Below are 25,406 nucleotides of genomic sequence, written 5' to 3' on the forward strand. Positions count from 1 at the left end.
GCAGAGGTTAGGTTGTTGTGGGTGCGAGGGAGGGTTCGGGGAGTTGGAGCGCAGGAGTCTCGGTGCGGCGGCGCTCGCCGTGGGTGCGGTCGGTCTCGGCTGTATGCCGATGAGCTGGGCGTACAGCGCCTCGCAGCAGCGCGGCGACCGTGCGCTGCGGGCGGTGCACGCGGCGCTGGACGCGGGCGTCGATCTGCTCGACACCGCCGACATGTACGGCCCCTTCACCAATGAGCTGTTGGTCGGGCGGGCCCTCAAGGGGCGGCGCTCGGAGGCGTTCGTGTCCACCAAGTGCGGGCTCCTGGTGGGTGATCAGCACATCGTGGCCAACGGCAGGCCCGGTTACGTGCGCAGGGCCTGCGACGCCTCGCTGCGGCGGCTCCAGACCGATGTGATCGACCTCTACCAGCTCCACCGCGCCGACCCCGAGGTGCCCGTCGAGGAGACCTGGGGCGCGATGGCGGAGCTGGTGGGCGCGGGCAAGGTGCGGGCGCTGGGGCTGTGCGCGGTCGGTGCGCGGGCGTCGCGGCGGCCGGGTGCCCGGATGCACGACGGAACGATCCGGCAGCTGGAGCGGGTGCAGCAGGTCTTCCCGGTCAGCGCGGTGCAGGCGGAGCTCTCGGTGTGGTCGCCGCAGGCGCTGGAGTCGCTGCTGCCGTGGTGCGCGGACCGGGGCGTGGGCTTCCTGGCCGCGATGCCGCTGGGCAACGGCTTCCTCACGGGCACGCTGACGCCGGGCCAGGGCTTCGAGCCGGAGGATCTGCGGGCCCGGCACCCCCGGTTCACCGCCGAGATGATGGCGGCGAACCAGCCGTTGGTCGTGGGCCTGCGCCGGGTCGCCGAGCGGCACGGGGCGACGCCCGCGCAGGTGGCCCTGGCCTGGGTGCTGCACCAGGGGCCCCAGGTGGTGCCGGTGCCCGGCACGAAGCGGGCGGACTGGGCGGTGGAGAACGCGGGCGCGGCCGGGCTGACCCTGACCGAACGCGACCTGGCGGAGATCGACCGGCTGCCGCCGCCGCGCGAGTCCTGGTATTAGACGCACGCCGTTCACCGGGCCGGAAAGCGCCCCGGTCCGCGTCCGCTCGGTGTAAGAACAGGGGACAGGCGGCCGTTGAAGGGACTGGCGTGGTGGTGGGATCAGTGCAGGGGCCCGTGGGGCGTGCGGGACAGGGCTGGGGCGGCACCGGGGCGCGGCGGGGCGCGGTGGCCGTGCTGGCGGCCGGGGCGCTGCTGATGGCCGCCGGGTGCAGCTCGCAGGACGGCGGGGGTCCGGCGGGCGCGAGTTCACCGGCGCATTCCCCCTCCGCGTCGGCCGCCAAATCCCCCTCCCCGTCGCCGTCCGTCTCGCGCCCCCCGGCCGACCAGCCCCCGGCCAAGGGCTCGGCGAAGGTGCTCTCGACGCTCACCGAGGGGCTGAACTCCCCTGGGGGCTGGCCGCGCTCCCCGGCGGCGACCTCCTGGTGGGCTCCCGGGACAAGGGCACGATCACCAGGATCGACGCGAAGACCGGCAAGAAGAAGCTCCTCGGCACGGTCCCCGGGGTCGCCGCAGCCGGTGAGGGCGGGCTGCTGGGCCTCGCCGTATCGCCCGACTTCGGCACCGACCACCAGGTCTACGCGTACTTCACCACCGCGTCGGACAACCGCATCGCCCGCATGATCTACGACGAGAACGGCTCCCCCGGGCAGTCGCTCGGCGCCCCGGACACCATCCTGCGGGGCATCCCCAAGGGGCAGATCCACAACGGCGGCCGGATCGCCTTCGGCCCGGACCGCGCGCTGTACGCGGGCACGGGCGAGACCGGCGACGACGGCCGGGCCCAGGACCAGAAGTCCCTGGCCGGCAAGATCCTGCGGATGACGCCCGACGGCGAGCCGCTGCACGGCAATCCGGACGGCGACTCGGTGGTGTACTCGTACGGGCACCGCAATGTCCAGGGGCTCGCCTGGGACGCGGAGAAGCGGCTGTGGGCCTCCGAGTTCGGCCAGGACACCTGGGACGAGCTGAATCTGATCGAGCCGGGCGGCAACTACGGCTGGCCGGACGTCGAGGGCACCGCGCACCAGAAGGGCTTCCACGACCCGGTCGCCCAGTGGAAGACCTCCGAGGCGTCGCCGAGCGGCATCGCGTACGTCAAGGGCTCCATCTGGATGGCCGGGCTGCGGGGCGAACGGCTGTGGCGCATTCCGCTCTCCCTCGAGGACGGGGCCGCCGACGAGCCCCTGGCGGACCCGCAGGCGTTCCTGGAGGGCCAGTACGGCCGGCTGCGGACGGTGCTCGCGGCGGGCGGCGACAAGCTGTGGCTGGTCACGAGCGAGACGGACAGCCGGGGCACGCCGAAGCCGGGCGACGACAAGATCCTGCTGGTGCGGGTGCGGTAGCCCTCGTCTCAGCGCTGCTCCGGCACCGGGTACAGCCGCAGCCGGTGGGCCAGGGCCGCGGCCTCGCCCCGGCCGGTCACGCCCAGCTTGGCCAGGATGTTGGAGACGTGGACGCTCGCGGTCTTCGGCGAGATGTACAGCTCCTCGGCGATCCGGCGGTTGGTGAGGCCCGCCGCGACCAGCCGGTGGACGTCCTGCTCGCGCGGGGTCAGCCCGAAGGACTCCACCGCGGCCGCGGCGGCCCGCAGCTGCTCGTCGGAGGGGTCGCGGGCGGGCCCGGGCCCGTCCGGGACGACGACCGCGGCCGGGATCTCCTCGGCCTCGCCGCCCGCCCCGGCCAGGGCGATGCGGGCGCGGCCGGCCAGCAGCTCGATGGTCTCGGTGAGCGGGCGGGCCCGGAGCCGCACGGCGGTGGTGTGCGCGTCGCGCAGCAGGCCGGTGGCGGCGGCCCGGTCACCGGAGGCGACGAGCAGGGCCTCCGCCCAGCGGTGGTGGATCTGCGCCAGCTCGTACGGGCGGTGCAGCGGGGTGAACGCCCGGGCGGCGCCCTCCCAGTGGTCCGGGGTGTCGACGCCCTCGGCCCTGGCCAGCTCCGCCTCGACCAGGAGGGCGTAGGCGGACCAGACCGGGACGAGGACCGGCAGCCGCTTGAGGTGGCTCCGGACCAGGTCGAGGACGGCGGGGCGGCCCGGTTCGGTGGCGGGCAGGCCCCGGGCGTCGGCCTCGGCTGCCGCGACGACGTGCAGCATGGGGAAGGCGTAGCGCTGGGTGCCGGTGGGGAAGCCCTCGGCGGCCTGGGCCTCGAAGGCGGCGCGGGCCTCGGGCAGCCGGCCCTGCAGCACGGCGATCTGGATGGCGTGGCGCACCGGGTTGATGAAGTGCTGGGGCTGGGGGTCGCTGGAACCGAAGCAGCGCCGGGTCAGCGCGAGTTGCCGCTCGGCCTCGGCGACGTCGCCCCGGACGAGGGCGAGTTCGGTACGGCGGGAGGCGACCAGGCCCTGGGACTTGCGGGACAGCGACTTGCGGGCGGCCGCCTCCGTGGTGGCCGCCGCCTCGTCCCAGCGGCCCAGCGAGAACAGGGACATCGCCTGGTTGGTACGGACCCACGCCTCGATGTCCGCGACGCCGTGCTCGTGGCAGATGCCGATGCCGTGGTCGGCGGCGGCCACCGCCTCCAGGGAGCGGCCCATGGCCTCCAGCGTGGAGGGCAGGTTGATACTGGCCCGGCCCATGATGTCGATGAGGCCCAGCTCGTCGGCCCGGTCGCGCACGGCGTACATCTCGGCGATGCCCTCGTCCACGGCGCCCGCGTCCGCGTTGAGCCAGCCCCGGGTGAGGCGGGCGTGCAGCTCGATGTACTCGTCGCCGACGAGCTGGGCGTACTCCACGGCCCGCTCGGCGGCGGCCAGGGTCTCGGCGCCGGGGCGGTGCAGGGCGCCCCAGCCGGCCACCAGCATCAGGACGAACGCGTGCACCTTCGACGGGGGCAGGCCCCGGACCAGCCGCTCGGCGGTGGCCAGCTCCTCCCAGCCGTCGCCGCGCGTGAGGTCCTGGACGAGGCGGGAGCGCTGGACCCAGAACCAGGCGGCGCGCAGCGCGTCGTCCTCACCCTCCAGGATGCGCAGGGCCTTCTTGCAGATGGCGAAGGCCCGTTCGCGCTCCCCGCCGAGGCGGGCGGCGACGGTGGCCTCGGCCATCAGGTCGAGGTAGGTCAGCGGGGTCGAGGCGTCCCGCCCGCAGGTCGGGTAGACCTCGGCGTAGTCGATGGGGCGCAGGGTGCGGCGGACGTCCTCGGGGGCGTCGTCCCACAGCTCCAGGGCGCGTTCCAGGAGGCGCAGTTGTTCGGCGTAGGCGTTGCGGCGGCGGGCCCGGACCGATGCCTTCAGCACGGCGGGCAGCGCCTTGGCGGCGTCGTGCGCGCCGTACCAGTAGCTGGCCAGGCGGGTGGCGCGCTCGTCGTCGGGGACGAGGGCGGGGTCGGCCTCCAGCGCCTCCGCGTACCGGCGGTTGAGGCGGGAGCGCTCGCCGGGGAGCAGGTCGTCGCTGACGGCCTCGCGGACCAGGGAGTGGCGGAAGCGGTAGCCGTCGCCCTCCGGGGTGGTGAGGAGCAGGTTGGCGCCGACGGCGGTGCGCAGCGCGGCGATGAGGTCGTCCTCGCCGAGTCCGGCGACGGCGGCGAGGAGTTCGTACTCGACGGCGGATCCGCCCTCGGCGACGATCCGGGCGACCTTCTGGGCGTCGGCGGACAGGGCCTCGACCCGGACGAGGAGCAGGTCGCGCAGCGATTCGGGCAGGCCGTCGCCGTCCCCGTCGCCGCACTCCAGGATGCAGGCCAGCTCCTCCACGAAGAAGGCGTTGCCGTCGGAGCGCTCGAATATCTCGTCCACCAGGGCGGGGTCGGGGGTGTCCGCGAGGATGCCGGCGAGCTGGCGGCGGACCTCGGAGCGGGTGAACCGGGCGAGTTCGATGCGGCGGACGGTGCGGAGCCGGTCGATCTCCGCGAGGAGGGGGCGCAGGGGGTGGCGGCGGTGGATGTCGTCGGCGCGGTAGGTGCCGACGACGACGAGGCGGCCGCTGCTCAGGGTGCGGAAGAGGTAGGCGAGGAGGTGGCGGGTCGAGGAGTCCGCCCAGTGCAGGTCCTCCAGGACGAGGACGACGGCCCGGTCGGCGGAGATGCGTTCCAGGAGCCGGACGGTCAGTTCGAAGAGGCGGGCGGTGCCCAGCTCGTCGTTGCCGTCGCGGCCGGTCTCGCCCAGCTCGGGGAGCAGCCGGGCCAGTTCGCCCTCCTGGCCGGCGCAGGCGGCGGCCATCTCGTCGGGCAGGGCGCGGTGCAGGGCGCGCAGGGCGGTGGAGAAGGGGGCGTACGGCAGGCCGTCGGCGCCGATCTCGACGCAGCCGCCGACGGCGACGACGGCGTCCCGGCGGGCGGCGAGGGCGAGGAACTCCTCGACGAGCCGGGTCTTGCCCACGCCTGCCTCGCCGCCGATGAGCAGGGCCTGCGGCGCACCGGAGAACCCTCCGGCGGCGCCGGAGGGTTCCTTGGTGGCGCGGGCGAGCGCGCCGGTGAGCGAGTTGAGTTCGCCGGTGCGGCCGACGAACACGGGGCTGACTGACCTGGTCTCCACGAGGGCGAGCATCGCACACGGGTCCGACAGTGCGGACGGAATTTGCCGCGGGCCGAACGGCCCCCGGCCCCGGTCCACTTCCGCCGCCTTACGCGGCGGGCGTGAACCGGTCGCGTACGCCGCTGGTACTCACCGTCCTTCCGGACTTCTTGCGGAGGGTCCGGCGGGTGCGGCGGGCCCGGGTCGCCTCGCCGGCGAGGCGCTGGAGGTCGGCGCGGCGCAGCAGTTCGGCGTGCATGACCTTGTGGATCTCGTAGTCGAACATGGGATGTCCCCTGGGGTGAGGGCCCTTGCGGGCCTCGGTGGCGGCAGTTCCTCTGCCGTGCCACCACTCTCGTCCCCCAGGGGGGTGCGCCACATCGGGCGTGTTCCGCATCTGTGGCGTACGGGCGCCTTAGGTCCGGGGCCGTACCACCACCCGGGACCGGTGAAACCGTCCGGGCATGCCTTAGTAGGTGGTGCCGGGGCCCCGGAACCGTCCTATCCGCCCGTGGTGGGCAGGGCGACGATGAGGTCGAAGTACATGGCTATGGAGATCAGTACGCCGAGGGTGCCGAGGGCGATGCCGCCCCGGGCGACCGCGCGGACCCAGCCGGCCTGCGGCTGCCGGGCGGGGGCGCCGAACGCGGGCCGGACCAGGACGTAGGTGCCGACCAGCAGGGCGAGGAGGCCGAAGATGCCGTTGACCAGGGCGGTGGAGTGCCAGGCGTCGCCGTAGATCTCGTTGATCTGCTGGGCCGCCGAGCCGCCGGACTGGGTCTTGATCTGGCCGATCAGGGTCTCGCGCTCGGCGGCGACCCGGCCGGTCCAGGCGCCGGTGAGGCCGACGACGCCGAGCCCGGCGGAGACGACGGCGGCGGACGCGGCGGCGAGCCGCCCGGAGGTCTCCTCGTCGGCGTCGTCGGCGTCGTCGGTGCGGTCCGCCTCCTCGACGGCTTCCGGCTCGTCCACCGGGCCCGTCTCGTCCTGGTCCCGCGGCTCCGGGTTCTCCGCGACGGCGCGGTCGGTGCTCTCTGTCGTCTCCGTGGTCTCGGTCGGCTCGTCGGTCGTCTTCTCGCCGTCGGTGACGGTCGCGGGCGTGGTGCGGTTCATGCGGCGCACGCTAGGTGCCGCAGATGAGAGGCCCCTTAACGCCCTCCGTCCCCCGGGCGTGCGGTCAGTGGACGCGCTCGGCCGGCTCGTCCTCGTACGTCCGCACACCCGGCACCGGCACCCGCACCACCGGGCGGTCCGGCGGTTCGATGCTCAGGCGGGGCAGCCGGCGCTCCAGCCAGCCGGGGAGCCACCAGTTGGCGCCGCCCAGCAGGTGCATGAGGGCCGGGACGAGCAGGGTGCGCAGCACGAAGGCGTCCAGGGCGACGGCCGCCGCGAGGGCGATGCCGAACATCGCGATGACGCGGTCGCCGCTCAGGACGAAGGCGAGGAACACCGAGATCATGATCACGGCGGCCGAGTTGATGACCCGGCTCGTCTCGGCGAGGCCCACCCGGACCGCGCGCCGGTTGTCGCGGGTCTCCAGCCACTCCTCGTACATCCGGCCGACCAGGAAGACCTGGTAGTCCATGGAGAGGCCGAAGAGCACCGAGACCATGATCACCGGCAGGAAGGGTTCGATGGGGCCCGGGCTGCCGAGGCCCAGCAGCTCGCTGCCCCAGCCCCACTGGAAGATCGCGACGACGACGCCGAACGACGAGGCGACCGCCGCGACGTTCATGGCCGCCGCCTTCAGCGGGATGCCGACGGACCGGAAGGCCAGCAGCAGGAGCAGGCAGCCGAGCCCTATGACGACGCCGATGAACAGCGGCAGCTTGCCGATGATGATCTGCGCGAAGTCGTCGTAGCTGGCGGTCACCCCGCCGACATGGGTCTCCAGCGAGGTGTTGTCGGCCGCCTTCGGCAGCACGTCCGTACGCAGCCGCTCCACGAGGTCGCTGGTCGCGCGGGACTGCGGGGCCGAGTCGGGGACGACGGTGATGTACGCGGTGTCGCCTCCGGCGTTGTACGTCACCGGGTGGGCCCACGCCACCCCGTCGACCGCGCGCAGGGTGGCCGGCAGGGCGTCCATCGCGAGCCGGTCGTCGGCGCCGTCCAGGTGCGCGGCGACGGTGAGCGGTCCGTTGACGCCGGGGCCGAAGCCGTCGGCGAGCAGGTCGTACGCCTGCCGGGTGGTCGAGGACTTCGCGTTGTTGCCCTGGTCGGAGCTGCCGAGGTGGAGCGAGAAGGTGGGCAGCGCGAGGACCAGCATCACCACGGCGGCCACCGCGCCGAGGAGCTTGGGGTGCCGCTCCACGAAGGCGGACCAGCGGGCGGCGAAACCGGTGGGCGGCTCAGGCTGCGGCCCGTGTGCGGCGAGCCGGGCCCGTTCGCGCCGGCTCAGCGCCCGCAACCCGATGAGCGAGAGCAGGGCCGGCAGCAGGGTCACCGACGCGGCCACGGTCAGGACGACGGTGAGCGAGGCGGCGATGGCCACGCCGTTGAGGAAGCTCAGCCGGAGGATCAGCATGCCGAGGAGGGCGATGCAGACGGTGGCCCCGGCGAAGACCACGGCCCGCCCGGTCGTCGCCACCGCGTGCTGCGCGGCCTCCGGCACGGTCATCCCGCGCCGCAGCCCTCTGCGGTGGCGGGTGACGATGAACAGGGCGTAGTCGATGCCCACGCCGAGCCCTATCAGCATCCCGAGCATGGGCGCGAAGTCGGCGACGGTCATCAGGTGGCCGAGGAGCACGATGCCCGCGTACGCCGTGCCGACCGAGACGAGGGCCGTGGCGATGGGCAGCAGGCTCGCGGCGAGGGAGCCGAAGGCGAGGAAGAGCACGACGGCCGCGACGGCGACCCCGACGACCTCGCTGAGATGCGCGGCGGGCGCCTCGGTGAGCCCGACGGCCTGGCCGCCCAGCTCGACGCGCAGATGCGGGCTCCCGGCCGCCTTCGCGGTGTCCACGACCGCCCGCGCCTGCGCCACGGGCACGTCGTCGGCGCGCTGGTCGAAGGTGACGGTGGCGTACGCGGTGTGCCCGTCGGTGCTGATCTGCGCGCCGCCGGCCTCGGTGTACGGACTGTCCACCGCCCCGACGCCGGGCAGCCGTTCGACCGCGTGCAGGGTGCGGGTCATCTTCTGCTCGACGTCGGTGGCCCGGACCGTGGAGTCCGCGGTGTGCCAGACGATGGTGTCGGTGTCCCCGCCGAGGTCGGTGAAGCCGCTCTTCAGCAGCTCCGCGGCCCGCCCGGACTCGGTGCCCGGGGCCTCGTAGTCGTTGGAGTAGGCGGACCCCGCGAACCCGGCGGCGGCGGCCGTGCCCCCGAGGGCGAGCAGCCAGATCAGGACGGCGATGAGGCGGTGCGTGACGCACCAGCGGGCGATGGCAGCCAAGGGGACGTGCTCCCTGCGGGTTCGTGGACCTTTACCCGCAGATAACGCGATCTGCCCGTAAACGTCTCATGACCTGAGAACGCCCACTCTGACAGCAGAAGGTGATCCTTTGTCCCTTTCGTGGCCATGGTCACAGGGCCCGGTCAGCCGGAGACGCTCGCCCGGCCGTTCTCGATGTGCCCCATCAGGCGGCGCCGGAAGCCGCTCTCGCCCTCGGCCGTGACCGCCAGGTCGTACCAGCCGTGCGCGTCGGCCGCCGAGTGCACGACCGTACGGCTGCGGCCCGGCTTGACGACGACCCGACGGGTCCAGTCCCCCAGGTCGGCCTCGTCCACGTATCCGAGCGGCCGCACCACGAAGGTCAGGGTCCGGCGGCCGTCGTTGCGCAGGGTCAGGCGCAGATCGCGGTCGCGGCCGTCGACGCGGGTGGTGACCTCCGCCCCGCCGTCGGCCGGTCCCTCGAACTCGCGCCGGAAGCCGTTCGGCCCGGTGACCGTGAAGCGGTACGCCTCCCCCGCCACCGGGACGGTCCAGTGCCCGTCGCCCCGGACGTCCTGGTGCTGCGGGGCCGGGAACTCGCCCGCGTACGGGTAGAGCGCGAAGTGCGCCGACGCCCGGCCGCTGTTGGCGAGGTCCACCCGCAGACCGCCGCGCGTCCGCCGGACCCAGGCGTCGGGCTGGTAGGGCAGTGCGCGCGCCGGGCGTACGCCGGGCTCCTGCTCGGGCAGGCGCTGGACGGCCGGCGGCTTCGGCTGCCAGCGGCCGCTGAGCGGCGGGATCGCCCCGGGCCGCTCCACGGCCGGCTGGCGCCGCTGCCGGGTGAAGTCGAAGGCGGAGGTGAGGTCGCCGGTGACGCGCCGCCGCCAGTCGCTGATGTTGGGCTCCCGCACGCCCGTCCAGCGCTCCAGGAAGCGGATGACGGAGGTGTGGTCGAAGACCTCGGAGCAGACGTAGCCGCCCACGGTCCACGGGGAGACGACGAGCATCGGCACCCGGATGCCGAGGCCGGTGGGGCGCCCCTCCCACTGCTCGTCGGTCACCCCGGGAGGCGCGACGGGCGGCGGGACGTGGTCGAAGAAGCCGTCGTTCTCGTCGTAGTTGATCAGCACGGCGGTGTGCCGCCACACGTCCGGGTGCTTGCCGAGCGCGTCGAGGATCTTGTAGACGACGGTGGCGCTGTGCACCGGCGAGGAGACGCTCGGGTGCTCGGAGTCGATCGCCGAGGGGACCAGGTAGGAGACCTCCGGCAGCTTTCCGGCCGCCACGTCCTTGGCGAACTCCTCGGCCAGCGTCCCCGTCGGCACCCGGCGCAGCGCCCGCTCGAACAGGCTGCGCTCCTGCCGGGTGAGCGTGGCCACTCCCTCCTCCAGCAGCCCGAGCAGCCGCTCCCGCTCGGCCTCGGAGGCGTCCCGGACCTCGGCGTAGAAGGACTCCATGTAGGTGTGGCCGCCGGTCTTGGCCAGCGCCTTGCGGGCGACGGCCTTGAAGGTGGCGTAGAACTCGATCTGGTTGTCGGTGAAGTTCTCCCACTCGGTGTACGTGCGCCAGCTGCGCCCGGCCTTCTCCAGCCGTTCGGCATACGTGGACCAGTCGTAGCCGGGGTGCGTGCCCTCGGCGTACGCGTCGTTGCCGACGGCCCGCTTCCCGTTGGGCTCGAAGCCGGTCTTCCCGCTCCACAGGTGGTTGCGGTTGGGGCTGGTAGAGCTGTGGATCGAGGAGTGGTACGCGTCGCAGACGGTGAAGGTGTCGGCCAGTTCGTAATGCAGCGGGATGTCGCGGCGGTCGTAGTACGCCATCGTGGCCGCGGTCTTCGCGCCGACCCAGCCGTTCATCCAGCCGCCGCCCCAGGCGTTCGCGCCGCCGTTCCAGGAGTGGTCGAGGGCGCCGATGTACTGGAGGTCCTTCCGCTGTTCCTCGGCCGCGCCGCGCACCGGGAAGGGCAGCACGGTGGAGCCGGCCGCGCCGGGCTGCTCGAACACCGTCCCGCCGGTGGGCAGCTCGACGGCGTTGCGGTCACCGAAGCCGCGTACACCGCGCAGCGTGCCGAAATAGTGATCGAAGGAACGATTCTCCTGCATCAGGATCACGACGTGCCTGATGTCCCTCAGCCCTCCGCCACCGGGCCCCGCGTGGGCGGGCTGCGCGGCGATGGCGGACTGGAGCGACGGCGGCAGGAACGATCCCGCCGCAGCGGCGCCGAGCGCGCCGCCGCCCAGCGCGAAGAGCCGTCGGCGTGACATGTCCGTGGTCAAAAGAGCCTCCCCATTCGGTGGTTACAGCGGGGAAGCTATGCAGGCCGGGTGGCGCGGAAAAGGACTGCGCGCGGATCGGTGGTGAACGTCCAACAGGCCGGACCGAAAGTCCAAGCACGCCGAAGGGGCGGTGTTCCCGGTCCGGAGACCGGCAACACCGCCCCTCAGGGCTGTGCGGAAGGGCTCAGCCCTCGACGCCCAGCTTCTCCAGGATCAGCTCGCGGACGCGGGCCGCGTCCGCCTGGCCCCGGGTCGCCTTCATGACCGCGCCGACCAGCGCGCCGGCCGCCGCGACCTTGCCGCCGCGGATCTTGTCCGCGATGGCGGCGTTGCCCGCGATGGCCTCGTCCACGGCGGTGGACAGCGCGCCCTCGTCGGAGACGACCTTCAGGCCGCGCTTCTCGACCACGGTGTCCGGGTCGCCCTCGCCGGCGAGCACGCCCTCCAGGACCTGGCGGGCCAGCTTGTCGTTGAGGTCGCCCGCGGCGACGAGCTCGGCGACCCGGGCGACCTGCGCCGGGGTGACGGGCAGCTCGTCCAGGCCGCGGCCGGTCTCGTTGGCGTTCCGGGCCAGCTCGCCCATCCACCACTTGCGGGCCTGGTCCGCGGGGGCGCCCGCCTCGATCGTGGCGACGATCAGGTCGACCGCGCCCGCGTTGAGGATGGACTGCATGTCGTGCTCGGAGACGCCCCACTCCTCCTTGAGCCGGGCGCGGCGGACGCGCGGCAGCTCCGGGAGGCCCTTGCGCAGCTCCTCGACCCACTCGCGGGCCGGGGCGACCGGCACGAGGTCGGGCTCGGGGAAGTAGCGGTAGTCCTCGGCGTTGTCCTTGATGCGGCCGGCCGTGGTGGAGCCGTCCTCCTCGTGGAAGTGCCGGGTCTCCTGCACGATCGTGCCGCCGGAGTTCAGCACCGCGGCGTGGCGCTGGATCTCGAAGCGGGCGGCGCGCTCGACGGAACGCAGCGAGTTCACGTTCTTCGTCTCGGAGCGCGTACCGAAGGTCTCGGTGCCGTTCGGGCGCAGCGACAGGTTGACGTCGCAGCGCATCTGGCCCATCTCCATGCGGGCCTCGGAGACGCCGAGCGCCTTGATGAGCTCGCGCAGCTCGGCGACGTACGCCCGCGCGACCTCGGGGGCGCGCGCGCCCGCTCCCTCGATCGGCTTGGTGACGATCTCGATGAGCGGGATGCCCGCGCGGTTGTAGTCGAGCAGGGAGTGGGACGCGCCGTGGATACGGCCGGTGGCGCCGCCGACGTGCGTCGACTTGCCGGTGTCCTCCTCCATGTGGGCGCGTTCGATCTGCACCCGGAAGACCTCGCCGTCCTCCAGCTGGACGTCCAGATAGCCGTTGAAGGCGATCGGCTCGTCGTACTGGGAGGTCTGGAAGTTCTTCGGCATGTCCGGATAGAAGTAGTTCTTCCGGGCGAAGCGGCACCACTCGGCGATCTCGCAGTTCAGCGCGAGGCCGATCTTGATCGCGGACTCCACGCCGATCTCGTTGACGACCGGCAGCGCGCCGGGCAGCCCGAGGCAGACCGGGCAGGTCTGCGTGTTGGCGTCCTGCCCCAGCTCGGTGGAGCAGCCGCAGAACATCTTCGTCTTGGTGCCGAGCTCCACATGGACCTCGAGGCCCATGACGGGGTCGTACGTCGCGAGGGCGTCCTCGTACGACTCCAGGTCGATGACAGTCACGGAAAACTTTCCCTCTCAGCCCAGCAGTACGTCGTCGTCGCCGAGACGCTTCAGTTCGCGATAGAGGATCGCGAGGCCGGTGGCGATGGCGGCGGCGGACACGGCGGCGTCGATGAGGCGGAGCGTGTCGTTGTCCGAGCGGGCCAGCTTCGCCTGCTTGGCGACGCTGAGCGCTCCGAAGGCGGTGGTCGCCATCGACACGTACAGCCCGGTCTTCGACTTCTTGAAGTTCTTGGCCTTCTTGGTCATGGCGCTCATAGCGACGGAGCCTCCTCGATCAGCGGGTGTCCCCACTTTTCCACGAAAGCGGCCTCGACGGCGGCTCCGACCTTGTACAGCCGGTCGTCCTTCATCGCCGGGGCGATGATCTGGAGCCCGACGGGCAGGCCGTCCTCGGGCGCCAGGCCGCAGGGCAGCGACATGGCGGCGTTGCCGGCGAGGTTGGTCGGAATGGTGCACAGGTCGGCCAGGTACATCGCCATCGGGTCGTCGGCGCGCTCGCCGATCGGGAAGGCGGTGGTGGGCGTGGTCGGCGAGACGATCACGTCGACCTGCTCGAACGCCTGCTCGAACTCGCGCGTGATCAGCGTACGGACCTTCTGCGCGGAGCCGTAGTACGCGTCGTAGTAGCCGGAGCTGAGCGCGTACGTACCGAGGATGATGCGGCGCTTGACCTCGTCCCCGAAGCCGGCCTCGCGGGTGAGAGCGGTGACGTCCTCGGCGGACTTCGTGCCGTCGTCCCCGACGCGCAGGCCGTAGCGCATGGCGTCGAACCGGGCGAGGTTCGAGGAGCACTCGGAGGGCGCGATCAGGTAGTACGCCGAAAGGGCGAGGTCGAAGGTCGGGCAGTCCAGCTCCACGACGGTGGCGCCGAGCGACTTCAGCAGCTCGACCGACTCGTTGAAGCGCTGGACGACCCCGGCCTGGTAGTGCTCGCCGGAGAACTGCTTGACGACGCCGACGCGCATGCCCTGCACGGAGCCGTTGCGCGCGGCCTCCACGACCGGGGGCACCGGCGCGTCGATCGACGTCGAGTCCATCGGGTCGTGCCCGGCGATCGCCTCGTGCAGCAGGGCGGCGTCCAGGACCGTGCGGGCGCAGGGGCCGCCCTGGTCGAGGGAGGACGAGAAGGCGACCATGCCGTAGCGGGAGACCCCGCCGTAGGTGGGCTTGACGCCGACCGTGCCGGTGACGGCGGCGGGCTGGCGGATGGAGCCGCCGGTGTCCGTGCCGATGGCGAGCGGGGCCTCGAAGGAGGCGAGGGCGGCCGAGGAGCCGCCGCCGGAGCCGCCCGGGATGCGGGTGAGGTCCCAGGGGTTGCCGGTGGGGCCGTAGGCGCTGTTCTCGGTGGAGGACCCCATGGCGAACTCGTCCATGTTGGTCTTGCCGAGGATGACGACGTCGGCGGCCTTCAGCTTCTGCGTGAGGGTCGCGTCGTACGGCGGGACCCAGCCCTCGAGGATCTTCGAGCCGACGGTGGTCGGCATGTCCTTCGTGGTGAAGATGTCCTTGAGCGCGAGCGGGACGCCGGCCAGCGGGCCCAGCTTCTCGCCGGCCGCCTTCTTGGCGTCCACGGCGCGGGCCTGGGCGAGCGCGCCCTCGCGGTCGACGTGCAGGAAGGCGTGCACCTTCTCGTCCACGGCGTCGATCCGGGCGAGGTGGGCCTCGGTGACCTGCACGGCGGTGAGTTCGCCGGAGGCGATCTTCGCGGCGATCTCGGCCGCGGTGAGCTTGATGATGCTGCTGATGTCCGTCATGGCAGTCAGTCCTCCCCCAGGATCTGCGGCACCTTGAAACGCTGCTGCTCCTGGGCCGGGGCGCCGGAGAGCGCCTGCTCGGGGGTGAGAGACGGACGGACGACGTCCGCCCGCATGACGTTCGTCAGCGGCAGCGGGTGGGAGGTCGGCGGTACGTCTTGGTCGGCGACCTCGGAGACGCGGGCGACCGCGCCGATGATGTCGTCGAGCTGACCGGCGAAGTGATCGAGCTCTTCGCCCTTCAGCTCCAGACGCGCCAGCCGGGCGAGGTGGGCGACCTCCTCGCGCGTGATGCCAGGCATGCAGCGATCCTCAGGGGTTGGTGTGTGGTTTGCCGGGGGCCGGCGGCACATTTCCACCGTCCGTCCGGAGGACGGGCCGCGCGGCGTCTGGCGCGTGCGCTCGCAAGGCGCCGGAGCGCCCTTGTGGCGGAGCCACTCGGGCGTTTCGGCAACGCGGCGAGCGTGCGTGCCAGGCGTCGCGCGGCAGGTGGAAATGTGCCGCCGGCCCCCAATCCTATGGGGTCGGCCATGCACCTGAGGACACGGTTTCTACGTGGTCGCCGGGCGCGGGCCCGTCGTGCGGCCGGAGGGGCGCTGTTCCAGCTCGGATGCCGGGGCCGTGGGCGTCGCGGCGGGGGTCGGGGCCCCGGCCCCCGCCGCCGCGGCCAGCTCCGCCGGGCGGCGCCAGCCGTGCTCGCCGCGGGCCCGCAGCCAGGCGGTGGTCTCCTGGGGCGGCATCGCGGCCGCCACCAGCCAGCCCTGGACCGCGTCGCACCGCAGGTCACGCAGCCGCTCCCAGGTCTCGTCGTCCTCGACGCCCTCGGCGACGACGAGCAGGCCGAGCGAGTGGGCCAGGTCGATGGTGCAGCGGACGATCTCGGCGTCCTCGTGGTCGATGGCGAGCCGGGCCACGAAGGAGCGGTCGATCTTCAGCTCGCTGACCGGCAGCCGGCGCAGATGGACCAGCGAGGAGTACCCCGTACCGAAGTCGTCCAGGGACATCTTCACGCCGTGCCCGGTCAGCCCGGCGAGCGTGTCGGCCGCCCGCTGCGGGTCCTCCAGGAGCACATGTTCCGTTATCTCCAGCTGGAGCGCTCCCGCCGGAACGCCGTGCCGGGCGAGCCGGGCCGCGACGCCGCCGGCGAACCCGGGGGTGTGCACATCGCGCGGCGACACGTTGACGGCGACGGGCACGAAGAGGCCCTGGGCCCGCCACCGGGCGACCTGGGCGAGCGCCGTCTCCAGGACGTACTCGGTGAGGTGCGGCATCAGCCCGGACGACTCCGCGATGGCGATGAACTCGTCCGGGGGCACTCTGCCGCGCTCCGGGTGCACCCAGCGCACCAGCGCTTCGAGCCCGGCGACCTGGCCGTCGAAGCGGACCTTGGGCTGGTAGTGCAGCTCCACCTCGCCCGCGTCCAGCGCGCGGCGCAGGTCGCCGAGGAGGCCGAGCCGGTCCGGGGTGTTGCTGTCGCGCTTGGACTCGTACACCTCCACGCCGGTGCGGTCCCGCTTGGCCTGGTACATCGCCACGTCGGCCCGGCGCAGCAGCCCCTCGGCGTCCAGCGCGTGGTCCGGGAAGACGGCGACGCCGGCACTGGCCTCCAGGACCAGCGTCAGCCCGTCCAGGTCCAGCGGGGACGACAGCTCGGCGACCAGGTGGCGGGCGACGCGCTGGGCGCTGGTGGTGGAGTCGGCGGTGGGCAGCAGCACCGCGAACTCGTCGCCGCCGAGCCGGGCCGCCTCCGCGCCGCGCGGCAGGGCGATCCGGAGCCGTTCCGCGATCTGGAGCAGCAGCCGGTCGCCGGCCAGGTGGCCGAGGGTGTCGTTGACGGCCCGGAAGCGGTCGAGGTCGATGAGGACGAGGCCGACCCGGCTGCCGACGCTCTCCGCCTCCTCCAGCGCGGTCCAGGTCCGCTCCAGCAGCCACTGGCGGTTGGGCAGCCCGGTCAGCGGGTCCTTGAGCTGCTCCTCGGCGCGGGCGCGGGCGATCCACAGCGTGGAGTCGAGCGCGATCAGCGGCACCGCGAAGAGCGGCAGCAGGACCGGCCGGGCCATCGCGACGACGCAGATCAGCGGGGCGATGCCGAGCAGGGCGACCGCGACGAGGCCCTGGCGCAGCATCGCGGTGCGGGCGACGGTGGGCAGCCCGCCGCCGGGCTGGGCCCGCGAATACCACAGCAGGACCCGGGTGACGAGCAGATAGGTGGAGGCGGCGAGCAGGACCTCCGGAACGGCGTCGATCCCCCAGTCGAGTGGCCGCCAGGGCGACTCGACCGACTGCACCTCGCCGAACGCGGCGAGCACCAGGGCCGCCGCGCCGACCCCGAGGATGTCCACGGCGCCGTGCAACAGCCCTTGCCACCAGCGGTGTCGGCGGGCGATGCCGACGAGGACGACCACGACGAGGCTGACCAGTCCGGCCGGCACCCACCCGTACAGCAGGAGCACGGCCAGGGTGAGGGCGGCGCCGGAGCCGGTGCCGCCCCACCAGCGGTCCCGGCCGAGCGCGACGAGGTGGCCGACGACGATGCCGGTGAGGACGGCGAGCGACCAGCCGGCCCGGCCGTCCGGGAAGAGGGCGCGCCCCTGGCCGAGGGCGCGGGAGAAGCCGGTCGCGAGCTGGATCGTGGCCAGGGCCACGACGACGGCGCCCACTTTGGGCGCGGGTCCCACGAAACCTTGCAGCCGCGCCACCGGTGCGGCGCTCTCGGTCGGTTTCATTCCGTCCCTCTCACAGCCGGCGATGCCGATGTCACCCGATGAATGCGTGCCGTGCCACGACGCACCCCGGCCCCGCCCGGTGGCCAGGTTCGAGGGCGTGTCCGACCACAGTAGGCCGCGGAGGGCTGCTACGGGCAGCGGTCTACGGGTCTTGCCCGAATGCGAACCGACTATCCGTCAGCATCTGGTAGGGGTGCCCCCTGGGCGCCGATCGGGTGACGTCGACCGAGGGTCGGCGGGCGCTCACTCTCCGGGGGCGGCGCCCTCCTCCGGAGCCGGTTCCCCGGCCGGGACCGCCGCCTCGCGGGCGGCGTCCGGTCCCTCGGTGAGGAGCACGGCGAAGCCGGCCTCGTCCAGGACGGGGACCTTCAGCTGGACCGCTTTGTCGTACTTGGATCCGGGGTTGTCGCCGACGACGACGAAGGCCGTCTTCTTGGAAACGGAACCGGTGACCTTCGCTCCCCGGCTCTGCAGCGCCTCTTTCGCGCCATCCCTGGTGTGCCCGGTCAGGGTGCCCGTGACGACGACGGTGAGCCCTTCGAGGGGCCGGGGGCCCTCGTCCTCGCCGGCTCCCTCGTCCTCCATCCGGACGCCGGCCTCGCGCCACTTGCGCAGGATCTCGCGGTGCCAGTCCTCGGCGAACCACTGCTTGACCGAGGCCGCGATGATCGGCCCGACCCCGTCGGCGTCGGCCAGCTCCTGCTCGGTGGCCTCCTCGATGCGGTCGATGGACCGGAACTGGCGGGCCAGCTCCCGGGCCGCGACCGGGCCGACGTGGCGGATGGAGAGCCCGGTGAGGATGCGGGCGAGCGGGGCCTGCTTGGCGGCCTCGATGGCGTCGAGCATCGCCACGGCGTTCTTCTTCGGCTCGCCCTTCTGGTTGGCGAAGACCAGGGCCTTCTTCTCCTCGCCGGTCTTCGGGTCGCGCTTGGGCAGCCCGCTGTCCGGGTCGAGGACGTAGGCCCGGATCGGAAGCAGCTCCTCCATGGTCAGTCCGAAGAGGTCGCCCTCGTCGCGCAGCGGCGGTTCGGCGGGCTCCAGCGGTGCGGTCAGCGCGGCGGCGACCACGTAACCGAAGTGGTCGATGTCGAGGCACTTGCGGCCGGCCAGATACGAGATGCGCTCGCGCAGCTGGGCGGGGCAGGAGCGGGCGTTGGGGCAGCGGACGTCGACGTCCGCCTCCTTGGTGGGCTTCAGCTCCGTGCCGCACTCGGGGCAGTGGGTCGGCATGACGAATGCCCGCTCGGTGCCGTCGCGCAGGTCCACGACCGGGCCGAGGATCTCCGGGATCACGTCCCCGGCCTTGCGGAGCACCACCGTGTCACCGATCAGGACGCCCTTCGCCTCGACCACGTTCTGGTTGTGCAGGGTGGCGAACTCGACCTCGGAGCCGGCCACCACGACCGGCTCGACCTGGGCGTACGGGGTGACGCGGCCGGTGCGGCCGACGCCGACGCGGATGTTGACCAGCTTGCTGTTGACCTCCTCCGGCGCGTACTTCCACGCGATGGCCCAGCGCGGGGCGCGGGAGGTCGAGCCCAGGCGGCCCTGGAGCGGGATCTCGTCCAGCTTGACGACGACGCCGTCGATCTCGTGCTCCACGGAGTGCCGGTGCTCGCCGAAGTACGCGATGAACTCCCGTACGCCTTCGAGGGAGTCGACCACCTTGTTGTACTTGGCGGTGGGCAGGCCCCACTCGCGCAGCAGCTCGTAGGCGTGCGAGAGGCAGTCGATGTCGAAGCCCTCGCGGGCGCCGATGCCGTGCACCACCATGTGCAGCGGGCGGGTGGCGGTGACCTTGGGGTCCTTCTGGCGCAGCGAACCGGCCGCCGCGTTGCGGGGGTTGGCGAAGGGCTTGTCGTCGGCCTCGACCAGCCGGGCGTTCAGCTCCTCGAACCCCTCCATCGGGAAGAAGACCTCGCCGCGGACCTCGACCAGCGCCGGGATGCGGTCGCCCTTCAGCCGGTGCGGGATGTCGGAGATGGTGCGGACGTTGGGCGTGATGTCCTCGCCGGTGCGGCCGTCGCCCCGGGTCGCGGCCCGGGTCAGCACGCCGTGCTCGTACGTGAGGTTGACGGCGAGGCCGTCGATCTTCAGCTCGCACAGGAAGTGGTAGCCGGGCGAGCCGACGTCCCGGGCGATGCGCTCGCCCCAGGCGGCCAGCTCCTCGTCGTCGAAGGCGTTGTCCAGGGACAGCATCGGCTCGCGGTGCTCGACCGACGTGAACTCCGTGCGGTAGGGCCCGGCGACCTTCTGGGTCGGCGAGTCCGGGGTGCGCAGCGGGGGGTGGGACTCCTCCAGGGCCTCCAGCTCGCGCAGCAGCCGGTCGAACTCGGCGTCGCTGACGACCGGCTGGTCGTTCACGTAATACCGGAAGCGGTGCTCCTCGATCTGCTCCGCGAGGAGCTTGTGCCTCTCCTGCGCCTCGACTGGCACCGCCGTCTGCTCTTCGCCGGCCATCGTCCGTCCTCCCGTTACCCAGCGTCCCGCTACTCAGGGTTGTCTGCGAGCGATCTCGCGGCCCGGGCGCAGTGGGCGAGCGCGGCCCGTGCGTACGCGGGCGACGCACCCGCGAGTCCGCACGAGGGGGTGACCGTCACGGACTCGGTGAGAGTCCCCGGATTCAGCCCCAGCCTGCGCCACAGCGTCCTGACACCCATGACGCTACCGCCCGGGTCGGACAATCGGCCCGAGGCCGGGTCGGTGCCCGGTACGACCCCGAAGAACATCCGGGTGCCGCCCTCGACGGCTTCCCCGACCGCCTCCTCCTCACGCTCGGTGAGCAGGGAGAGGTCGAAGGAGATACCGTCCGCCCCGGCCCGGCGCAACAGCGCGAACGGCACCTCGGGGGCGCAGGTGTGCACCAGCGTGGCGGTCTCCCCCGCCGCCGCGAGGACCTCGCGCAGGGTGGCCTCCACGACCTGGCGGTCCACGGCCCGGTAGGTGCGGTAGCCGCTGGCGGTCCGGACCCGGCCGCGCAGCACGGCGGTGAGGGACGGCTCGTCCAGCTGGAGGGCGATCCGCGCCCCGGGCACCCGGCGGCGCACCTCGGCGAGGTGGCCGCGCAGCCCCTCCGCGAGCGAGTCCGCGAGGTCGCGGCAGGCGCCCGGGTCGCCGAGGAACGCCTCGCCGCCCCGGCGTTCCAGGGCGGCGGCGAGCGTCCAGGGCCCCACGGCCTGGACCTTGAGCGGGCCCTCGTAGCCCTGGGTGAACTCCTCCAGGGCGTCCAGGTCCTCACCGAGCCAGGAGCGGGCCCGGCGGGTGTCGCGGCCGGGCCGGTCGCTGATCCGCCAGCCGCTGGGCTCGAGGTGCCCGTACAGCTCGGAGAGGAGTCCGACGGTGCGCCCGATCATGTCGGCGCCGGGCCCGCGCGCCGGGAGTTCCGCCAGGTACGGCATGCCCTCGCCGTCACCGAAGGAGCCGGTGACGGTCTTGGCCGCCTCCCGGGCGTCTCCCCCGGGCATCGAACCGATCCCGGCGGCCGGGCAGTCCCTGAACACGTTGATCTCGCTCACGCGAGAAGGGTAACGACCTCGGGCGAGGTCGTAAGGCCCGCGATCAGCGGCCGGGGCGCACGGTGAGGTCGTTGACCTCGGCGTCGCGGGGCAGGTCGAGCGCCATCAGGATGGTGGTCGCGACGGACTCGGGGTCGATCCAGCGGGCGGGGTCGTACTCCTTGCCCTCCTGCCGGTGGACCTTCTCCTGCATGGGGCTGGCGGTGCGGCCCGGGTAGACCGTGGTGACGCGGACGCCGTTGCCGTGCTCCTCGTGGCGCAGCGAGTCCGCGAGGGCCTTCAGGCCGTGCTTGCTGGCGGCGTACGCGCTCCACTCGGGGCTCGCGGAGAGCCCGGCGCCGGAGTTCACGAACAGGACGTGGCCCTGGGCGACGCGCAGCTGGGGCAGGGTGAGCCGGGTCAGCTCGGCGGGGGCGACGAGGTTGGCGTTGAGCTGGTAGTGCCACGCCTTGGGGGTCAGCTCACCGACCGGGCCGAGCTCGACCACGCCCGCGATGTGCAGCAGCGAGTCGAGCCGTTCCGGCACGCTCTGCTGGGCGAGGGCCCAGGAGAGCCGGTCCGGGTTGGACAGGTCGCCGACGAGGGTGCGGGCGCCGGGGTGGAGCGCGGCCAGCTCCTTGGCGCGGCCCGCGTCGCGGGCCAGCAGGACGAGGTCGTCGCCGCGCTCGGTGAGGCGCCGGGCGACCGCTGCGCCGATGCCGGAGCCGGCACCGGTGATGAGGTGAGTGGACATGGCCCCCATCGTCCCATCCGCCGCCCGGGCCCCGTACGTCACATCACTGGAGCCCGGCCGACTCCTCCAGGTAGGCCAGGGCGCCGACGCCGTCCTCCGCGAAGAAGACCAGCTCGGTCAGCGGGAGCGGCAGGAAGCCCTCGTCCTCCATGCGCTGGAACTGCGCGCGCAGGCCGTCGTAGAAGCCGGCGGTGTTGAGCAGGACGACCGGCTTGGTGTGCTTGCCGTGCTTCTTCAGCTCCAGGATCTCGGTCGCCTCGTCCAGCGTCCCGGTGCCGCCGACCATGATCACGATCGCGTCGGACTTCGCGAGCAGGAGCGCCTTGCGCTCGGCGAGGTCGCGGGCGATGACCATCTCGTCGGCGTTGGTACGCGCCTTCGCGGCCAGGAAGTCCACTGAGACCCCGACCAGCTTCCCGCCCGCCTCCTGGACCCCGTCGGCGACGACCTTCATCAGCCCGCTCTCGGACCCGCCCCAGACCAGGGTGTGCCCGCCGCGCCCCAGCAGCTCGGCGAATTCGCGGGCGGGCACGGTGTAGCGGTCGGGGAGGTCGGCGGCGGAGAGGAAGACGCAGATGTTCATGGCTGCCACGGTACGACCCGCGCCGTACGGGGCCGCCGCCGGGATGCGGCGGGCGGCCGGGTGGCGGAACCTGAGATGCGTGGTGCGCACACCCTTGAGCGCCCCGCGCGGCCACGCCCGTACTGGGGTCGGGCGTTGCCGTGCGGGGCTTTGCCGTACGTACGGGGCTCAGCCCGCCGCGGCGCGCTCCCGGCGTACCGTCGTCGCGATCGTCGCGGAGCCGACCACGCGGGTGCCGTCGTACAGGACGACCGCCTGGCCGGGGGCGACGCCCCGGACCGGCTCGGTGAACGCGACGTGCAGGGCGCCGTCCGTCAGCTCGGCGGTCACCTCGGTCTCGCCGCCGTGGGCGCGGAGCTGGGCGGTGTACGTCCCCGGGCCGGACGGGGGTGTCCCGCACCAGCGGGGTTTGATCGCGGTGAGCGCGGTGACGTCCAGGGCCTCGGCGGGGCCGACGGTCACCGTGTTGTTCACCGGGGAGATGTCCAGGACGTAGCGCGGCTTGCCGTCGGGGGCCGGGTGGCCGATGCGCAGGCCCTTGCGCTGGCCGATGGTGAAGCCGAAGGCGCCCTCGTGGGTGCCGAGCTTCGTACCGGACTCGTCCAGGATGTCGCCCTCCGCCTTGCCGCCGAGGCGGTCGGCCAGGAAGCCCTGGGTGTCGCCGTCGGCGATGAAGCAGATGTCGTGGCTGTCGGGCTTCTTGGCGACCGCGAGGCCCCGGCGCTCGGCCTCGGCGCGGATCTCGTCCTTGGTGGTGAGGGTGTCGCCGAGCGGGAACATCGCGTGGGCGAGCTGCCGCTCGTCCAGGACGCCGAGCACATAGCTCTGGTCCTTGGCCATGTCCGAGGCGCGGTGCAGCTCCCGGTCGCCGTCGGGGCCGGTGACGACGGTGGCGTAGTGGCCGGTGCACACCGCGTCGAAGCCGAGCGCGAGGGCCTTGTCGAGCAGCGCGGCGAACTTGATCTTCTCGTTGCAGCGCAGGCACGGGTTGGGGGTGCGCCCCGCCTCGTACTCGGCGACGAAGTCCTCCACGACGTCCTCGCGGAAGCGTTCCGCCAGGTCCCAGACGTAGAAGGGGATGCCGATCACGTCCGCGGCGCGGCGGGCGTCCCGGGAGTCCTCGATGGTGCAACAGCCCCGGGCCCCGGTCCGGAAGGACTGCGGGTTCGCGGAGAGGGCGAGGTGCACACCGGTCACGTCGTGGCCCGCCTCGGCGGCGCGCGCCGCGGCGACGGCGGAGTCGACACCGCCCGACATGGCGGCGAGCACGCGGAGGGGGCGCTGGGGAGTCTCAGTCATAGCCCCACCAGGGTACGTGGGGGCGGGAACCGAAAGCGCGCGGATAAGCGTTGTCCGTCACATGGGGACCAAGGGGACGGACGGCGGCGGCACCGGGACCGGGATCAGCCGGCGCTCGGTGCTGATCGGCGGTGCCGTCACGGCCGTGGGCACGGCGGCGCTGGCGCGGGACCCGCTGAAGCGCGCCTGGTGGCGGCTGCCCGGCGTGGAGAAGCCGCGCACCCCGGGGGCGGTGGATTACGCGGCGGCGAAGTGGGTCGCGGCCTCGGAGGCGAACTGGCGGCGGGCCGACCGCCCCGACGACTACGGCATCGACCGGGTGGTCGTCCATGTCACCCAGGGCAGCTTCGGCAGCGCGGTCCGCGCCTTCCAGGACCCCGGGCACCAGGCGGCGGCGCATTACGTGGTGCGCAAGGACGGGCGGGTGACGCAGATGATCCGCGAGCTGGACGTGGCGTTCCACGCGGGCAACCGCTCGTACAACGAACGCAGTGTGGGCATCGAGCACGAGGGCTTCGTGGAGCGCCCGCAGGACTTCACCGCCGCGATGTACGGGGCGTCGGCGAAGCTCACCGCGGCGATATGCGCGCGGTACGGCATCCCGGTGGACCGGGAGCACATCATCGGGCACGTCGAGGTGCCGGGCGCCGACCACACGGACCCGGGCCCCGGCTGGGACTGGGACCGCTACCTGGAGCTGGTCCGGCGCGCGAAGACGTCCGGGAAACGCGCTAGCTGAGCCCCGCCGAGCGCGCCCGCTCCACCGCCGGGCCGATCGCCCGGGCCACGTCCTGGACGTCCTGCTTGGTGGAGGTGTGGCCGAGCGAGAAGCGCAGGGTGCCCCGGGCCAGGTCCGGGTCGGTGCCCGTGGCGAGCAGCACATGGCTGGGCTGGGCGATCCCGGCGGTGCAGGCGGAGCCGGTGGAGCATTCGATGCCCTGGGCGTCCAGGAGCAGCAGGAGCGAGTCGCCCTCGCAGCCGGGGAAGGTGAAGTGCGCGTTGGCCGGCAGCCGGCCGCCCGGGGCCGGGTCGCCGCCGAGCAGGGCGTCGGGGACCTCCGCCAGGACGGCGGCGGCCAGCTCGTCGCGGAGCGCGCCGGTCTCCCGGGCGAAGTCCTCGCGCCGGTCGGCGGCGATCCTTCCGGCGACGGCGAACGAGGCGATGCCCGGCACGTCCAGGGTGCCCGAGCGGACGTGGCGCTCCTGCCCCCCGCCGTGCAGCACGGGCACCGGGGTGTACTCGCGGCCGAGCAGCAGCGCGCCGACGCCGGTGGGCCCGCCGATCTTGTGCGCGCTGACGGTCATCGCGGCGAGCCCGGAGGCGCCGAAGTCCACGTCGAGCTGGCCGAACGCCTGGACCGCGTCGGCGTGCATCGGGATCTCGAACTCGCGGGCCACCTCGGCCAGTTCGTGTACCGGCAGGATGGTGCCGATCTCGTTGTTGGCCCACATCACGGTGATCAGCGCGACGTCGTCGGGGTCGCGCAGGACCGCCTCGCGCAGCGCCTCGGGGTGGACGCGCCCGTACCGGTCGACGGGGAGGTATTCGACGGTCGCGCCCTCGTGGACGGCCAGCCAGTCGACGGCGTCGAGGACGGCGTGGTGCTCGACGGGGCTGGCGAGGACCCGGGTGCGGCGGGGGTCGGCGTCGCGGCGGGCCCAGTACAGGCCCTTCACCGCGAGGTTGTCCGATTCGGTGCCGCCCGAGGTGAAGACCACCTCGCTGGGGCGTGCGCCGAGGGCGTCGGCGAGGGATTCCCGGGACTCCTCGACGGTACGGCGGGCCCGGCGGCCGGCGGCGTGGAGTGAGGACGCGTTGCCCGTGACGGCGAGCTGCGCGGTCATCGCCGCGATCGCCTCGGGAAGCATCGGCGTGGTCGCGGCGTGGTCGAGGTAAGCCATGGTGGGCTCGATTCTACGAGCCCTTGGCGGGGCGTACGGCGGGCGCATCGGGTCCCACGGCCCGCGCACCG

Annotated in this window: 18 protein-coding genes and 1 pseudogene; 3 read left to right on the forward strand and 16 right to left on the reverse strand. The window is 73.1% G+C overall.

Annotation, left to right across the window (positions count from 1 at the left end):
- The first annotated feature begins 43 nt into the window (after positions 1 to 43).
- Both NEH16_RS09075 and NEH16_RS09080 read left to right on the forward strand, forming a co-directional pair.
- On the forward strand, positions 44 to 1,036 hold the full coding sequence (locus tag NEH16_RS09075) for an aldo/keto reductase (protein ID WP_265540916.1): 993 nt from the start codon (positions 44 to 46) through the stop codon (positions 1,034 to 1,036).
- Positions 1,037 to 1,233: 197 nt separating this feature from the next.
- Positions 1,234 to 2,381: pseudogene (locus NEH16_RS09080) on the forward strand (PQQ-dependent sugar dehydrogenase).
- An 8-nt stretch (positions 2,382 to 2,389) separates the two neighbouring features.
- Here the strand turns inward: NEH16_RS09080 and NEH16_RS09085 are convergent.
- The 15 genes from NEH16_RS09085 to mnmA all read right to left on the reverse strand — a co-directional run bounded on the left by NEH16_RS09085 (position 2,390) and on the right by mnmA (position 23,434).
- Positions 2,390 to 5,518, reverse strand: coding sequence for a helix-turn-helix transcriptional regulator (locus NEH16_RS09085; RefSeq protein ID WP_265540918.1), 3,129 nt, complete (start codon positions 5,516 to 5,518; stop codon positions 2,390 to 2,392).
- A 76-nt stretch (positions 5,519 to 5,594) separates the two neighbouring features.
- Complete coding sequence (locus tag NEH16_RS09090) at positions 5,595 to 5,771, reverse strand: hypothetical protein (RefSeq protein WP_199879006.1); 177 nt, start codon at positions 5,769 to 5,771, stop codon at positions 5,595 to 5,597.
- Positions 5,772 to 5,986: 215 nt separating this feature from the next.
- Complete coding sequence (locus tag NEH16_RS09095; RefSeq protein ID WP_265540920.1) at positions 5,987 to 6,598, reverse strand: hypothetical protein; 612 nt, start codon at positions 6,596 to 6,598, stop codon at positions 5,987 to 5,989.
- Between the two features lie 64 nt (positions 6,599 to 6,662).
- On the reverse strand, positions 6,663 to 8,876 hold the full coding sequence (locus NEH16_RS09100) for an MMPL family transporter (RefSeq protein WP_265540923.1): 2,214 nt from the start codon (positions 8,874 to 8,876) through the stop codon (positions 6,663 to 6,665).
- Between the two features lie 143 nt (positions 8,877 to 9,019).
- The gene (locus tag NEH16_RS09105; RefSeq protein WP_265540925.1) at positions 9,020 to 11,128 is read right to left on the reverse strand and encodes a phosphocholine-specific phospholipase C; all 2,109 of its coding nucleotides are present in this window, start codon (positions 11,126 to 11,128) and stop codon (positions 9,020 to 9,022) included.
- Positions 11,129 to 11,312: 184 nt separating this feature from the next.
- Positions 11,313 to 12,821, reverse strand: a complete 1,509-nt coding sequence (gatB, locus tag NEH16_RS09110) for an Asp-tRNA(Asn)/Glu-tRNA(Gln) amidotransferase subunit GatB (protein ID WP_073963824.1) — start codon at positions 12,819 to 12,821, stop codon at positions 11,313 to 11,315.
- Positions 12,822 to 12,836: 15 nt separating this feature from the next.
- Positions 12,837 to 13,079 (reverse strand): hypothetical protein, encoded by a 243-nt coding sequence (locus NEH16_RS09115; RefSeq protein WP_073963825.1) that lies wholly within the window; start codon positions 13,077 to 13,079, stop codon positions 12,837 to 12,839.
- Complete coding sequence (gatA, locus tag NEH16_RS09120; protein WP_265540927.1) at positions 13,076 to 14,578, reverse strand: Asp-tRNA(Asn)/Glu-tRNA(Gln) amidotransferase subunit GatA; 1,503 nt, start codon at positions 14,576 to 14,578, stop codon at positions 13,076 to 13,078. The genes NEH16_RS09115 and gatA overlap by 4 nt, the downstream gene beginning before the upstream one ends.
- Positions 14,579 to 14,583: 5 nt before the next feature.
- Positions 14,584 to 14,880, reverse strand: coding sequence for an Asp-tRNA(Asn)/Glu-tRNA(Gln) amidotransferase subunit GatC (gene gatC, locus NEH16_RS09125; protein ID WP_018102521.1), 297 nt, complete (start codon positions 14,878 to 14,880; stop codon positions 14,584 to 14,586).
- Between the two features lie 249 nt (positions 14,881 to 15,129).
- Positions 15,130 to 17,304 (reverse strand): putative bifunctional diguanylate cyclase/phosphodiesterase, encoded by a 2,175-nt coding sequence (locus NEH16_RS09130; protein ID WP_073963827.1) that lies wholly within the window; start codon positions 17,302 to 17,304, stop codon positions 15,130 to 15,132.
- 243 nt (positions 17,305 to 17,547) lie between these two features.
- Entirely contained in the window at positions 17,548 to 19,764 is a 2,217-nt protein-coding gene (gene ligA, locus NEH16_RS09135) for an NAD-dependent DNA ligase LigA (RefSeq protein WP_265540930.1), read from the reverse strand.
- Positions 19,765 to 19,793: 29 nt separating this feature from the next.
- Complete coding sequence (locus NEH16_RS09140) at positions 19,794 to 20,768, reverse strand: methionine synthase (protein WP_374215704.1); 975 nt, start codon at positions 20,766 to 20,768, stop codon at positions 19,794 to 19,796.
- A gap of 94 nt (positions 20,769 to 20,862) precedes the next feature.
- The gene (locus NEH16_RS09145) at positions 20,863 to 21,552 is read right to left on the reverse strand and encodes an SDR family oxidoreductase (RefSeq protein WP_073964848.1); all 690 of its coding nucleotides are present in this window, start codon (positions 21,550 to 21,552) and stop codon (positions 20,863 to 20,865) included.
- Between the two features lie 43 nt (positions 21,553 to 21,595).
- Positions 21,596 to 22,135, reverse strand: coding sequence for a TIGR00730 family Rossman fold protein (locus NEH16_RS09150; protein WP_265547116.1), 540 nt, complete (start codon positions 22,133 to 22,135; stop codon positions 21,596 to 21,598).
- Positions 22,136 to 22,303: 168 nt separating this feature from the next.
- Positions 22,304 to 23,434: a tRNA 2-thiouridine(34) synthase MnmA gene (mnmA, locus tag NEH16_RS09155; protein WP_265540936.1), complete on the reverse strand. Its 1,131-nt coding sequence runs from the start codon at positions 23,432 to 23,434 to the stop codon at positions 22,304 to 22,306.
- A 61-nt stretch (positions 23,435 to 23,495) separates the two neighbouring features.
- Here mnmA and NEH16_RS09160 point away from each other — a divergent pair, with 61 nt between their 5' ends.
- On the forward strand, positions 23,496 to 24,173 hold the full coding sequence (locus tag NEH16_RS09160; RefSeq protein WP_265540938.1) for an N-acetylmuramoyl-L-alanine amidase: 678 nt from the start codon (positions 23,496 to 23,498) through the stop codon (positions 24,171 to 24,173).
- Here NEH16_RS09160 and NEH16_RS09165 read toward each other — a convergent pair.
- Positions 24,166 to 25,335 carry a cysteine desulfurase family protein gene (locus tag NEH16_RS09165; RefSeq protein WP_265540940.1) on the reverse strand — a complete coding sequence of 390 codons (1,170 nt, stop codon included), beginning with the start codon at positions 25,333 to 25,335 and terminating at the stop codon, positions 24,166 to 24,168. The genes NEH16_RS09160 and NEH16_RS09165 overlap by 8 nt on opposite strands.
- Positions 25,336 to 25,406: the final 71 nt, after the last annotated feature.

Origin of the sequence: Streptomyces drozdowiczii (genome assembly GCF_026167665.1) — a bacterium.
In the GTDB taxonomy this organism is placed as follows: domain Bacteria; phylum Actinomycetota; class Actinomycetes; order Streptomycetales; family Streptomycetaceae; genus Streptomyces; species Streptomyces drozdowiczii_A.